Source organism: Kribbella pittospori (assembly GCF_004331465.1).
Lineage (GTDB): Bacteria > Actinomycetota > Actinomycetes > Propionibacteriales > Kribbellaceae > Kribbella > Kribbella pittospori.
This window is the reverse complement of sequence record NZ_SJKB01000001.1, coordinates 864,283-877,157: the sequence shown is the minus strand read 5'-3', so window position 1 is coordinate 877,157 and position 12,875 is coordinate 864,283. Positions and strand designations below refer to the sequence as shown.

Annotated in this window: 14 protein-coding genes; 8 read left to right on the top strand and 6 right to left on the bottom strand. The window is 68.8% G+C overall.

The features are described 5' to 3' along the window. Positions 1-57 precede the first annotated feature (57 nt). The 4 genes from E0H73_RS04000 (at position 58) to E0H73_RS03985 (ending at position 5,753) form a co-directional block, all read left to right on the top strand. On the top strand, positions 58-669 hold the full coding sequence (locus tag E0H73_RS04000; RefSeq protein ID WP_131351358.1) for a DUF4126 domain-containing protein: 612 nt from the start codon (positions 58-60) through the stop codon (positions 667-669). Beyond that, positions 669-1,976 carry a phytoene desaturase family protein gene (locus tag E0H73_RS03995; protein ID WP_131351355.1) on the top strand — a complete coding sequence of 436 codons (1,308 nt, stop codon included), beginning with the start codon at positions 669-671 and terminating at the stop codon, positions 1,974-1,976. The genes E0H73_RS04000 and E0H73_RS03995 overlap by 1 nt, the downstream gene beginning before the upstream one ends. Positions 1,977-2,068: 92 nt before the next feature. Then, positions 2,069-4,285 carry a HelD family protein gene (locus E0H73_RS03990; RefSeq protein WP_131351352.1) on the top strand — a complete coding sequence of 739 codons (2,217 nt, stop codon included), beginning with the start codon at positions 2,069-2,071 and terminating at the stop codon, positions 4,283-4,285. 19 nt (positions 4,286-4,304) lie between these two features. Further along, positions 4,305-5,753, top strand: a complete 1,449-nt coding sequence (locus E0H73_RS03985; RefSeq protein ID WP_165555480.1) for an alpha/beta hydrolase — start codon at positions 4,305-4,307, stop codon at positions 5,751-5,753. Here E0H73_RS03985 and E0H73_RS03980 read toward each other — a convergent pair. Continuing rightward, the gene (locus E0H73_RS03980) at positions 5,750-6,280 is read right to left on the bottom strand and encodes a SixA phosphatase family protein (protein ID WP_131351346.1); all 531 of its coding nucleotides are present in this window, start codon (positions 6,278-6,280) and stop codon (positions 5,750-5,752) included. The two genes, E0H73_RS03985 and E0H73_RS03980, sit on opposite strands and share 4 nt — an antisense overlap. A 28-nt stretch (positions 6,281-6,308) precedes the next feature. Continuing rightward, positions 6,309-7,226, bottom strand: a complete 918-nt coding sequence (gene metF, locus E0H73_RS03975) for a methylenetetrahydrofolate reductase [NAD(P)H] (protein ID WP_131351343.1) — start codon at positions 7,224-7,226, stop codon at positions 6,309-6,311. Positions 7,227-7,283: 57 nt separating this feature from the next. Here metF and E0H73_RS03970 point away from each other — a divergent pair, with 57 nt between their 5' ends. Further along, the gene (locus E0H73_RS03970; RefSeq protein WP_131351340.1) at positions 7,284-8,354 is read left to right on the top strand and encodes a polyprenyl synthetase family protein; all 1,071 of its coding nucleotides are present in this window, start codon (positions 7,284-7,286) and stop codon (positions 8,352-8,354) included. Here E0H73_RS03970 and E0H73_RS03965 read toward each other — a convergent pair. Continuing rightward, the gene (locus tag E0H73_RS03965) at positions 8,351-8,764 is read right to left on the bottom strand and encodes a helix-turn-helix domain-containing protein (protein WP_131351337.1); all 414 of its coding nucleotides are present in this window, start codon (positions 8,762-8,764) and stop codon (positions 8,351-8,353) included. The two genes, E0H73_RS03970 and E0H73_RS03965, sit on opposite strands and share 4 nt — an antisense overlap. A 129-nt stretch (positions 8,765-8,893) precedes the next feature. On the opposite strand from E0H73_RS03965, the gene E0H73_RS03960 reads away from it, so the two are divergent. Then, positions 8,894-9,247, top strand: coding sequence for a DUF4180 domain-containing protein (locus tag E0H73_RS03960; RefSeq protein WP_238163789.1), 354 nt, complete (start codon positions 8,894-8,896; stop codon positions 9,245-9,247). Here E0H73_RS03960 and E0H73_RS03955 read toward each other — a convergent pair. The 3 genes from E0H73_RS03955 to thiE are packed head-to-tail and all read right to left on the bottom strand — an operon-like array spanning position 9,233 to position 10,739. Beyond that, positions 9,233-9,667 (bottom strand): barstar family protein, encoded by a 435-nt coding sequence (locus tag E0H73_RS03955; protein ID WP_131351331.1) that lies wholly within the window; start codon positions 9,665-9,667, stop codon positions 9,233-9,235. The genes E0H73_RS03960 and E0H73_RS03955 overlap by 15 nt on opposite strands. Next, the gene (locus E0H73_RS03950; RefSeq protein WP_202867188.1) at positions 9,664-10,095 is read right to left on the bottom strand and encodes a guanyl-specific ribonuclease; all 432 of its coding nucleotides are present in this window, start codon (positions 10,093-10,095) and stop codon (positions 9,664-9,666) included. The genes E0H73_RS03955 and E0H73_RS03950 overlap by 4 nt, the downstream gene beginning before the upstream one ends. Then, entirely contained in the window at positions 10,092-10,739 is a 648-nt protein-coding gene (gene thiE / locus E0H73_RS03945) for a thiamine phosphate synthase (RefSeq protein ID WP_131351328.1), read from the bottom strand. Before thiE ends, E0H73_RS03950 begins: the two co-directional genes overlap by 4 nt. A 43-nt stretch (positions 10,740-10,782) precedes the next feature. Here thiE and thiO point away from each other — a divergent pair, with 43 nt between their 5' ends. Continuing rightward, positions 10,783-11,940 carry a glycine oxidase ThiO gene (thiO, locus tag E0H73_RS03940; protein ID WP_131351325.1) on the top strand — a complete coding sequence of 386 codons (1,158 nt, stop codon included), beginning with the start codon at positions 10,783-10,785 and terminating at the stop codon, positions 11,938-11,940. Between the two features lie 4 nt (positions 11,941-11,944). After that, positions 11,945-12,718, top strand: a complete 774-nt coding sequence (locus E0H73_RS03935; RefSeq protein ID WP_131351322.1) for a thiazole synthase — start codon at positions 11,945-11,947, stop codon at positions 12,716-12,718. Positions 12,719-12,875 lie beyond the last annotated feature (157 nt).

Genomic DNA, 12,875 nt, shown 5'->3' with positions numbered 1-12,875 from the left:
ATACTGACGAAGCATGCCGTCTCACGGGGTGGCGACCGAGCGTTACGGAGACCGACGATGGAAGCCTTGCCGTTGGCGTTCACGACGGGATGGGCCAGTGGCATCAATGCCTATGCCTGCGTGCTGATTCTCGGTCTGCTCGGCCGGTTCGCCGGTGCCGACGACGTACCGACGGCCCTGACCACCAGCCCGGTTCTGATCGCAGCGGGTGTTCTTTTCGCCTTCGAGTTCGTCGCGGACAAGATCCCGTACGTCGACTCGGCCTGGGACGCGATCTCGACCGTGATCCGGCCGACCATCGGCGTGATCATCGCCGCGTTGCTGTCCGGTGAGGCGAGCACCCTGCAGCAAGCGGTCATCGCGACCACCGGTGGACTCGTCGCGCTACTCTCACACGCCGTGAAGTCGAGTCTGCGGCTGGCGATCAACACCTCGCCCGAGCCGGTCACCAACATCGCCGCATCGTCCGGTGAGGACATCACCGTCGTCGGGGTGGTGGCGCTGGCCGCGTTCCACCCGGAGGTCGCGCTGATCATCGCCGGTGTGCTGTTGCTGCTCGGTCTGCTCGGGGTGTACTTCGCGTTCCGGTTCATCCGGCGGGGCTTCGCACGCTTCAAGGCCTGGCGGGACAGACGGGCCACTCCGGCGACCGGGAGCAGTGCCGCCTGATGGCCCGCGTAGTCGTCATCGGGGCCGGCCTGGCCGGTCTCGCCAGCGCAGTCCGGTTGGCCAAGCTGGGCCACGAGGTCATCGTGTGCGAACGCGACCAGCACCTCGGCGGCGTACTGGGTCGCGTCGAGGCGGATGGGTTCAGCTGGGACGCAGGAGCAGCCAGTACGACGCTGCCCGCCGCACTGCGGGACCTCTTCCGCAAGAGCGGCCGTCCGATCGAGAGTCTGGTCCAGTTGGAGCCGGTCACCGAGCCACGCCGGCACATGTTCGGCGACGGGTCGGTGCTCGACCTGCCGATCGGTGATCGCGGTGCGCAAGAGGCGGCCTGGACCGATCTGGCCGACCAGAAGACCGCCAAGCAGTGGACCGCTCTGGTCGACGGCTACGGCGAGACCTGGCAGATCCTGCGGAAGACCTCACTCGAACCACCACTGCACGACAAGCTTTCGCTGAGCGCTGTGCGGTCCCTCAAGCCCTGGCAGTCGCTGGAGAAGGTGGCGAACCGCGAGCTGGATGACGACCGAGCCCGTGCGGTACTGCGGCACTTCGCGGCGCAAGGCGGATCGGACGCCAAGCTCACCCCTGGGTACGTCGGGGTGTGGTCATACCTGGAGCGCACCTTCGGCCGCTGGACGATCGAGGGAGGCTTCGGTGCGCTCGCGGACGCGCTGGCCCAGCGCGCCAGCGAGCGGAAGATCAACGTGCGCACGGGCGCCGAGGTGGTCGGGGTCTCCACAACCGACGGCGGTGTGACCGGCGTACGGCTGGCCGACGCGACCGAACTGCCCGCCGACATCGTGGTGAGCGACATCGACCCGCGTCTGCTCTACACCGAGCTCCTGGACGACCCGGCAGCCAAGAAGCTGCGCAAGAAGGTCCTGTCGACCCACCAGGCCCAGGCGGCGTACGTCGTACATCTGGGGCTGCAGGAGCCCGTGCCTAGCCTGCCGTTCGAGACGGTGCTGCACGGTACGCCGACTGTGGTCGTCCGGACTGGCGGACAGGCACCGGCCGGCCACCAGGCGTGGTCAGTCCTGGTGCACGGCTATCCGACGGACGACGTACTCGACCTGCTGGTGGCCCGCGGGCTGCACATCCGGGACAAGGTGGTGTCCCGTCAGACCTCGCCATCCTGGTGGGCCGGTGTGGCCTGGGAGGGGTACAAAACCGCCCGGCGGCGGGCGTCCAACGTCTCCCCCGTGAAGGGGCTGTACTGCGTCGGCGCGGGCGCTCATCCGGGCTCCGGTGTGCCCGCCACCACACTCGGCGCCGCCATCGTGGCGGACGCCATCGGAAAGGCCTGAGACCGGTTGGGGTTCGGTCACCCGACCCACGTAGGATTGATCGTTCATGTGTTCGGTGTCGGGGCAGGAGCCCGGCAGTAGAGAGGACCTCGGTGGATCAATCCCCTACGTCGGCCGATCACGAGAACGTCGAGCGGGCGGAGCTGACGGCGGAGCAGCACCACGTCGACCGGGTGTACGACCGGGTCGCGGAGGCGGCTCGATCGGCGTCGCGGATCGCGGTCGAAGGACACCAACGCGGGCAGGCGCAGAACGTCGGCCGGGTCCGCGAGGAGGAGCAGACCGGTCTGTACGAGCGGGACGTGCTGGTCTTCGCCGCCGCCCGCCGGATCGCCGAGCTGGACGCGGAGCACGAGGGCCTGGTCTTCGGCCGGCTCGACTCCGACCAGGGCGACGACGAGCCGGCCGCCGGTGCCGCGGCGGACCTGGAGAAGCTGTACGTCGGCCGCCTCGGTGTCCGTGACGCCGAGTACGAGCCGCTGGTGATCGACTGGCGCGCCCCGGCCGCGGAGCCGTTCTACCGCGCCACCTCGACCGACAGGCTGAAGGTCGTTCGACGCCGCGTGCTGCGTAACAAGGGCGCTCGCATCGTCGGCCTCGAGGACGACCTGCTGGCCCCGGAGCGCGCACCTGAGGACCTGCCGGTGATGGGCGAGGGCGCCCTGATGGCATCGCTGTCGCGCGCCCGCGGCCACACGATGCGCGACATCGTCGCCACCATCCAGGCCGAGCAGGACGAGGCGATCCGGGCACCAGCCCGTGGCGTCACCGTGATCGGCGGCGGACCGGGCACCGGCAAGACAGTGGTGGCTCTGCATCGGGCGGCGTACCTGCTGTACAGCGACCGCCGGCGCTTCGAGCGGGGCGGCGTACTGGTGGTCGGGCCGTCGGCCGCGTTCATGGCCTACATCGAGCGCGTGCTGCCGAGCCTCGGCGAGAACACGGTCTCGCTGCGGGCGGTCGGCGAGATGGTTGACGGCGTCAAGGCCACCGCGGTGGACGAGGCGGAGGTTGCCGCGATCAAGGGTTCGCTCCGTATGAGCGCACTGCTGTCACGGGCCGCTCGCGACCGCGTGCCGACGGCGCCCACCACGCTGCGCGTCTTCCTCGGCGGCGCCACGATCGAGCTGGACGCCAACCAGTTGGACAACGTCCGTCGGAACGCGCTGCGCCGTACGCCGCGCAACCGCGCGGCGACCGAAGCCCGCAAGGGTCTGGTGGGTGCGCTGTGGCAGCGGTTCCCGGAGGACCTGCGGACCGGTGTGTACGGCGACCGTGAGGCCTTCGGCGATCAGGTGACCGACACACCGGCGTTCCGGTCGTTCTTCAGCCAGTGGTGGCCGGTGCTGACGCCGGAAGCGGTACTGCGTTGGTTCGGTGACCCACGGCGGTTGCAGCGCTGGGCTCGCAACGACCTGACGCCGGCGGAGGTCGACGCGCTTGCCAGAGCGATCCGCAGCACCAGCGAGTTCACCATTGCCGACGTGGCCCTGCTGGACGAGCTGGACACGTTGCTGGGACGCGCTCCGGTCTCGGAGACCAAGGACGAGGAGTTCGACTGGCTGGAGGGCTTGTCGGACGGCGTCAACGAGGTGCTGACGACCTCGGAGCGGCGCGCCCGGGCAGCGGCGGCCAGAGAGGCCGAGGAGCCGGAGGAGTACGCGCACGTGCTGGTGGACGAGGCACAGGACCTCTCCCCCATGCAGTGGCGGATGGTGACCCGGCGCGGACCGCAGGCGAGCTGGACCATCGTCGGCGACCCGGCGCAGAGCTCCTGGCCGGACCCGGACGAGGCCCGTGCGGCAATGGATTCGATGCTGTCGCACCTGCAGCGGCACACGTTCCGGCTGTCGACCAACTACCGGAACTCGGCCGAGATCTACGCGTTCGCCGGTGAGGTGATCCGCCAGAGTCTGCCCGACGCCGATCTGCCCAACGCGGTCCGCAGTACGGGCGTCGAGCCGGAGCACCGGATCTTCGACGACGGCAAGGTCGTCGAAGCCACCGCCGACGCGGCCACCGAGCTGCTCCAACTGGTCGAAGGAACGGTCGGCGTCATCGTCACGCCGAAGCTGCGGCCTGCCGTCGACGCGGTGCTGGCTGACATCGGCAATCCTCGGGTCGTTGCCGTCAGCCCCCTCGAGTCCAAGGGCCTCGAGTACGACGCTGTGGTCGTGGTCGAACCGGACCGCATCGTCAGCGACACCCTCGGCGGCGTCCGCGCGTTGTACGTGGTGCTGACCCGGGCCACGCAGCGATTGATTACCATCAACAGCACTACCCATTGGTTGCCCGCCCGCGCCTCCTGAGAAGGAAGTAGGACGGGGCTTGACCAAGAACACCCTTCGGCGCGGCGCAGCCGTCGCTGTCGTCGTCGCATCGCTGACCGCACTGGTCGCCGGGCTGTCCGGCCCGGCGACCGCCGAGACCGAAGCGAAGTTGCAGTGGGGTACCTGCCCACCCGAGTCGGGCGTGTTCCCGCAGGTCGGCTGCGCGACACTGCAGGTGCCGCTGGACTACGCGAAGCCCGACGGCCAGCAGATCACCCTGACCGTCTCCGGAGTGGGTGGGCTCAGCTCGCCCCACTTCCTCCTGGTGAATCCGGGCGGTCCGGGCGCACCCGGTCTCGGCACGGAGCAGATGGTCAGCGCGATGCTGCCGGAGAAGGTCGCCGAGCAGTACGCCGTCTTCAGCTTCGATCCACGTGGAGTCGGTGCGAGTACGCCGGTCGACTGCGGCGACGTTTCCAAGCTCGTCACTCACCCGGCACTCCCCTACCGGCCGGCAAACGCACACCAGGAAGCGCAGCGGGTCGCGCAGGCCAAGAAGGTCGCGGCGCAGTGTGGCAGCAAGGCGAAGGACCTCCTGCCCTACATCACCACCGAGAACGCCGCCCGGGACATCGACCGGATCCGGATCGCGCTCGGCAAGGACAAGATCGACTTCCTCGGCTACTCGTACGGCAGTAAGCTCGGTGCGACGTACGCGACGATGTTCCCGGAGCACACCGGCCGGATGATCCTGGACAGCGTCGTCGATCCGCTGGTCAGCACCTACGAGACGGCGTACGAGCAGGATCCGGCGCTCGAGCAGCGCACGCAGGAGTTGTTCGCCTGGATGGCGGCACACAGCAGCGAGTATCACCTCGGTACGACCCCGAAGGCGGTGGAGACCGCCTGGCAGCAGATCCGGGCCGACCTCGCCAAGAGGCCTGCCGGAGGGAGAGCCGGGGCGTCGGAGCTCGACGACTTGCTTGCCTCCAGCGTCTACACCCAGGATTCCTGGCCGAGCCTGGCCGAAGCGATCGTTGCCTATCGCAACGGTGATCCCAGCGGCGTACTGAGCGCGACCGACCAGCTCGCGACCCAGGCGGTGGACACAGGCCAGCTCGCCTACAACTGCATGGATCCCGGCTGGCCGCGGGACTGGAGCCGCTGGCGCCAGGACACCGAACTGGCCGACCACCTGACGCCGCGGTTCGCCTGGCTGAACACCTGGTACGGCGCACCCTGTGCCTTCTGGCCGGTCGCGCCGGTCAAGCAGGTCCGGATCGGGTCGCCGAAGGTGCCGCCGATCCTGCTCCTGCAGGGCCGGTACGACGCGGCGACTCCGGTGATCGGCGCACGCCGCATGCGCGCCGTACTGCCCGGCTCCAGGCTGCTGATCGACAACGGCGGCAACCACGCGTCGTACCTGTTCACGAAGAACCCGTGTATCGACGACAAGGCGGAGAAGTACCTGCTCACCGGTGAGCTGCCGGCCGACGCAGGGCACTAGCCGCGAGGTACGACGTACGAGACGAGGTCGGCGTCGTTCGCGGACAGGTCCGACCAGCGGCAGGTGAGGTGGAGGATGGCCAGGCCCGACGTCGGGTATTTCTTGGTGAGTTCGACCCGCTCCGGGCTGGTGCCGTCCAGAGCGAGCTCGTCGGCGAGCCAAGGGATACCCGGCCCGTGGCCGATCATGATCGCGGTGCGGACCTCGGCCGGTACTTCGTGGATGACGTCGAGGAGCTCGTCGGTGTCGGCGTTGTAGATGCGCCGGTCGTACCAGATGTCGGTGGTGGTCGCCCCGCCCTCGGCGGCGTACTGCCAGGTCTCCCGGGTGCGCTCCGACGGCGAGCACAGGACCAGTCCGGCTTCGATGCCTTGGGCAACTAGGTAACGCCCGGCCGCGCGGGCGTCGGCGCGGCCGCGGTCGGCCAGCGGACGCTGCAGGTCCGGCATGGTCTCGGGCGGGACCGCCTTGGCATGCCGGAGCAGGACGAGGGTGCGGTCGATCAACAGATCCGACGGGTCAGCCATCGCCACAGGATACGGCCGGGGGCCGCGGTCAGGACACGACTGACGAGCGCAGGTTGAGGAAGACCTGACGGGTCGCGGTCGATCGGTTCAGGGTGATGAAGTGGATGCCCGGAGCGCCGCCGGCCAGCAGCTGTTCGCACAGCTCGGTGGCGATCTCGACGCCGACCTGCCGGACCGCGGCCGGGTCGTCCTCGACCGCGAGCAGGCGATCGGTGACGGCCGTCGGCAGCGCCATCCCGGTGAGCTCCGCCATCCGCTGGATCTGCTTGATGTTGGTGACCGGCATGACGCCCGGCAGCACCGGGATGTCGCAGCCGAGCGCGGCCGCCCGGTCCACCAGCCGGAAATAGTCGTCGGCACCGAAGAACATCTGGGTGATCGCGTAGTCCGCACCCGCCTGCGCCTTCGCCGCCAGCACCTGCGCGTCAGCCTCCAGCGAGGTGGCTTCCGGGTGCTTGTCCGGGAACGCCGCGACGCCGACGCAGAAGTCGCCGAGCGACCGGATCAGCTCGACCAGCTCGATCGCGTGGTTCATGCCCTCCGGGTGCGCGACCCAGGGCTGGTTCGGGCCACCCGGTGGGTCACCGCGCAGCGCCAGCATGTTGCGCACCCCGGACCCGGCGTACGCACCGATCACCGACCGCAGCTCGTCGCGTGAGTGCGCGACACAGGTCAGGTGGCCGAGCGGCGTCAGCGAGGTGTCCTGGGCGACCCGCTCGGTAACCCGGATCGTGCCGTCCCGGGTGGTCCCGCCGGCGCCGTACGTGATCGAGACGAAGGTCGGCCGCAGCTGCTCGATCTCCCGGATCGAACGCCACAGCACCTCCTCGGCCTCGGGTGTCTTCGGTGGGAAGAACTCGAACGAGAAGGAACGGCCTCCGCTCGCGAGCAGCTCGCGGATCGTCGGCCGGTTGCCGGGACGCGTCGAAGCAAGACCGTTCGCCATGGCGACAGGTTACCCGCGGTGTCCACCGCTGTCGTCGTACCGACTACGCTCCGAGACGTGTATGGCGATGTGGACATCCCCGCCGAGGTGCAGCGCGCGCTGACCGGTTTCCTCGACCTGCAGCAGCGGCGCCTGGAGGCGATCGGGCCCGAGCTGACCGAGCAGGTCCAAGCTGCCCGGGACGCGACCAGCGGTGGGAAGCGGTTGCGGCCGTCCTTCTGCTACTGGGGTTTCCGCGCCGCCGGTGGTGACCCGGCCCGGCCGATCCTGACGGCCGCGGCCAGTCTGGAGATGCTGCACGTCAGCGCCCTGGTCCACGACGACGTGATGGACTCGTCCGACGTACGCCGGGGTGCGCCGGCCGCGCATCGCCGATTCGAGGCGTTGCAGCGGGCCCGGTCGGAGCAGTCCGGCCGTGGCGGCGATGCGGTGAGCTTCGGCATCGGTGCGGCCATCCTGCTCGGCGATCTGTGTCTGATCTGGGCCGACGAGCTCCTGCACACCTCTGGCTTCGACGCGGCCGCGCTGGCCAGGGCGGAGCAGTACTTCGACGCCGTTCGGGTCGAGGTGACAGCCGGCCAGTACCTCGATCTGCTCGCGCAGGCGAGTGGTGAGTCCGACATGGATCTGGCCCTGCGAGTACTGCGCTACAAGTCTGCGACGTACACGGTCGAGCGGCCGCTGCATGTCGGGGCCGCACTGGCCGGTGCGGATCAGCGGTTGATCGAGTCGTTGTCGGCGTACGGACTGCCTGTCGGTGAGGCGTTCCAGCTGCGCGACGACCTGCTCGGGGTGTTCGGGGACCCGGCACTGACCGGGAAGCCGGCTGGCGACGATCTGCGCGAGGGCAAGCGGACCGTGCTGGTCGCGTACGCGGTCGACCACGCGTCGGAGGTGCAGCTCAACGAGTTCGATCGGCTGTTCGGACGGCCGGACCTGGACGACGACGAGATCCAGTTGCTGCGCGAGATCCTGCAGGACTCGCGTGCGGTGCAGGCCTGCGAGGACCTCATCACCGAGCGGACCGAGGATGCCCTCGACGCGCTCGACCGCGCTCCCCTGGCCGACGACACCGCTCGCAAGGCGCTGGCCGACCTCGCGATCGCTGCCACCTCCCGGCAGCTCTAGGTCATCATCTCGATCAGCCGGAGCAGCTCCGCGGTCGGCGCGAGGTCGCCGAGGATGATGACTTTCAGTACGGCGCGATCCTCGTCGTACACGGCCTCGACGCGGAGCCGGCCGATCCCACTCTGATTGAGCGATCCGATGACGTGCGTGCTGATCCGGTCGGCGGTGGCGCGGTCGACCGCGTCGATGTGCACGATGCTGGACGCCTCCACGTGCCGGGTCTGCTGATCCACCTCCAGCGCGGCCGCACTGGTGCCGGTGAATGCCTCCAGGTCCGCGCGGGCGATCCGGTACTGCTTCCCGATCCGGACCGCCTTCAGCCGGCCGTCGCGGACGTAGTTCCGGATCGTCCGGACGTGCAGCCCGAGTCGCTGCGCGACCTGCTCGACCGAGTACAGCTCCTGAGGCATCCGATTCCTTCGTCGTCGTGGGCACCAACCCTAGGGCCGATTCCTTAGAATTCCCTATAAATGACTCGATAGGGACGTTTACGGTAGTTTAGCGCCATGATCTTCACGTCCGAGACGAGAGGTGCTGGAGTGGTTGAGGAAGTAGGCGGGGTTCGGGTGTACGTCAGCGACAGCGCCGTGGTGGACGAGCGGGGCGCGGTGGACCTGATCTCGCAGGCGGTCTACGACCACGACGCGACGTGGGTCGCTCTGGAGGCGGACCTGCTCGGGGACGAGTTCTTCGACCTGCGGACCGGACGGGCGGGCGCGATCACGCAGAAGTTCGTCCAGTACGGCGTGGGGTTCGCGGTGGTCGGGGACCTGACGGACCGGCTCGCGAACAGCAAGCCGTTGCGGGACTGGGTCCGGGAGAGCAACCGCGGGCGGACGGTGGTCTTCGTCCCCGAGCTGGACGAGCTCGCCGATCGGCTACAGGGCGGGTAGCGACCTGATCAGGTCCGGCGTGGTCACGGCCGAAGGCTCACGGACCAGAACGCGCAGCTGGCCGGAGTTCGTGATGTCCTCGGCGAAGATCTGGAGCGCGACGTCGACGGTGTCGTGGTCGTGCTCGAGCAGGTGGTGCAGGCCTTCCCAGAGGACGATCTCGGGCGCACCCGTGGAGTGGTCGCTCAGCGAGTCGGCCAGCGCGTCCCAGTTCCGGCCGAACCAGCGCGGCAGGTCGAAGGCGGTCGCGCACTGGTCCAGGAAGCCGGCCTTGTCGGTGACGTCGCTGGTGTCCAGCAACACGAAGTCCCAGCCTGCGGCCGCGACGTCACGGCGTACCTGGTCCGGCGTGTGGTCCGACTGCCAGCGGTAGACGCCGGGGCGCACCCCGTCGGTCAACAGCGTCAGCAGGTCGGTCATCCCTCGGTGCCCCCGTCTTCCGCGATCCGGCGGAACGACTCGTAGTGGTCATCCGAGTAGTAACGCTCGCCGCCGGTGCCGGTCACGACCCGGCGGGCACCACGGTCCTTCTCGCCCGGCGTCTTCACCGTGTACTCGTGGTAGTAGCCGCGGTCGTGCTTCGGCAGGATCTTCTCGAGGTTGCCGAACACGACGCCGTCGCGGCTGTACGGGTACGGCCCGCCCGCGTCGATCAGCTTCAGCGTGTCCTGCGCCTCCTTCGGCAGGTCCGCCACCGCGACGATCCGAAGACCGCTGTCCGGATCGGTGCTCGTCGCGGCCGAGGGCTTGGTCGCGGCGCACCCGAACAGCGACGCGGCCAACGTGATCACCAGCATGGCGATCACGATCGCGGCGATGATCCGCGCGGTCTTCGGGTTGTTGATCACCCGGCACCCCGCAGCCGACGGCTGAACTCGGCGGCCGCCGCCTCCGGATCGTCTGCCTCGGTGATGGCACGGACGACGACCACGCGGGTGGCACCGGCCTCGATGACCTGGTCGAGCCGGTCGAGATCGATACCGCCGATCGCGAACCAGGGCTTGGACTGCGGCCGGCTGGCGGCGTACGAGACGAGATCCAGACCGGCTGCCTGACGACCGGGCTTAGTCGGGGTCTCCCAGGTCGGACCGACGCAGAAGTAGTCGGATCCCTGCTCGGCCACCACGGCGTTCACCTGGCTGAACGTGTGGGTCGACCGCCCGATGATCGGGTCCGGTCCAGTGATGGCTCGCGCGGCGTGCACCGGCAGGTCCCGCTGGCCGAGATGCAGTACGTCGGCCCTGGACGCGAACGCGATGTCCGCCCGGTCATTGACCGCCAGCAGCTTGCCGTGCCGCTTGCAGGCGTCCGCGAACACCTCCAGCGCGGCCAGTTCGTCGGCCGCCTCCATCTCCTTCTGCCGGAGCTGCACGATGTCCACGCCACCGGCCAGCGCGGCGTCCAGGAACTGTCCGAGGTCACCCTGCTTCTCTCGGGCGTCCGTGCAGAGGTAGAGGTGGGCGTCTGCCAGGCGATCGGTGTGCTCAGTCACACCGCAAAGCCTGCCATGTCTTGCTGGACGTAGGCTTTAGGGCATGCCTGAGCACACGTCCGATGTGGTGGTGATCGGCGCCGGGCTGATCGGTCTGGCGACCGCCTGGCGCCTTGCGGCAGACGGTATCCAGGTGACGGTATGCGACCCGACACCAGGCAGCCAGACCTCCACCGTCGCCGCCGGCATGCTCGCACCGGTCACCGAAGTCGAGTACGGCGAAGACGACCTGCTGGCTCTCAACCTCGCCAGCGTGGCCGCCTGGCCGACGTTCGCGGCCGAGCTCGAAGAGTTGACCGGTCTGCCCGCAGGCCTCCACCAGACCGGCACGTTGTCAGTGGCGTACGACGTCGACGACGCGGCAGCGCTGCGCAGACTGGCCGACTACCAGCGCCGACTCGGTCTGGACGTCGAAGAGCTGTCCGGCCGAGACGCCCGCAAACGCGAGCCCCTACTGGCAACCGGCGTCTCCGGCGGTGTGTGGGTGCCAGGCGACCACTCGGTCGACAACCGCCAGGCAGTCGCCGCCCTCCTCCGCGCAGTCGAACTCTCCGGCGCCACCGTGATCCGCCAGCGCGTGTCCCACGTCATCACAGCAGGTACAACGGCTGTCGGCGTACAACTGGACGACGGCGACACCGTGCGGGCTGCGCACGTGATAGGTGCGACTGGGCCTTGGTCGTCGCAGTTGGAAGGCATTCCCGATGAGCTCCGGCCGCCGGTGCGTCCGGTGAAGGGTGAGGTGCTGCGACTCCGGGTGCCGGAGGCCTACCGTCCGGCGCTGAAGCACACTGTGCGCGCAACGGCACGTGGCTTCTCGGTCTACCTGGTGCCGCGACCCAACGGTGAACTTGTCGTTGGTGCGACCACCAGTGAGCTCGGCTATGACACGCGTGTGCTCGCAGGCGGCGTCTTCACGCTGCTGCGGGACGCACGGACCGTCCTCCCGATCACGGACGAGCTGGAACTGGTGGAGTCCATAGCGGGGCTCCGGCCGGCCACACCGGACAACGCACCGATCCTCGGGCCGTCCGGTCTGGACGGGTTGCTGTGGGCGACCGGTCACTACCGCAACGGCGTACTGCTGACTCCGATCACGGCGCAGATCATCGCCGAGACGGTCCGCACCGGCGTACTGCCGGAGCTCGGAAAGCCGTTCCTGGGCAGTAGGTTCGGCCAGTCCGCCGAGCACCTAAGGTGAGGTCATGAGCGATGACACCTTGCTGATTGCCGGACGCGAGCTCACGTCGCGGTTGGTGATGGGGACGGGCGGTGCGCCCAGTCTCGAGGTACTGGAAGAGGCTCTGGTGGCGTCCGGGACGCAGCTGACAACGGTCGCCCTCCGCCGCCTCGACCCGAGCCAGCAAGGCTCGGTCCTCGACGTACTGCGCAAGCACGACATCGCCGTCCTGCCGAACACGGCCGGCTGCTTCACCGCCGGCGAGGCGGTACTGACCGCGCGGCTGGCCCGGGAAGCGTTCCACACCGACCTGGTCAAGCTGGAGGTCGTCGCCGACGACCACACGTTGCTCCCCGATCCGGTCGAGTTGCTGGACGCGGCCGAGCAGTTGGTGGACGACGGATTCCAGGTGCTCGCCTACACCAACGACGATCCGATCCTTGCCCGCCGGCTAGCCCAGGCCGGGTGTGCGGCCGTGATGCCACTGGGCTCCCCGATCGGGTCCGGTCTGGGCATCCGCAACCCGCACAACATCAGCATGATCGTCGACGAGCTCGACGTACCCGTCGTTCTCGATGCCGGCATCGGTACGGCGAGCGATGCCGCGCTGGCGATGGAGCTGGGCTGTGACGCGGTGCTGCTGGCGACCGCGGTCACCCGGGCCGAGCACCCTGCGTTGATGGCCGCCGCGATGCGCGACGCGGTAGTTGCCGGACGCAACGCACGGCGCGCGGGCCGGATCCCGAAGCGCTACCACGCGAATCCCTCGTCACCGTTGGAAGGACGCGCCGCGCTGTAGCGGTGCGGTAGACCGGCGGTTGCCCTGGGCAACATCGGTTTGTGAACTACATTGATGTAGTTCAGCTTTGAATTGTAAACATTGAGTTACAGGCGTAACAAGCACCCCATTCGCCCCTGTTGTCACATCCGTACCAGCACTTACGGTCAAGAGACGC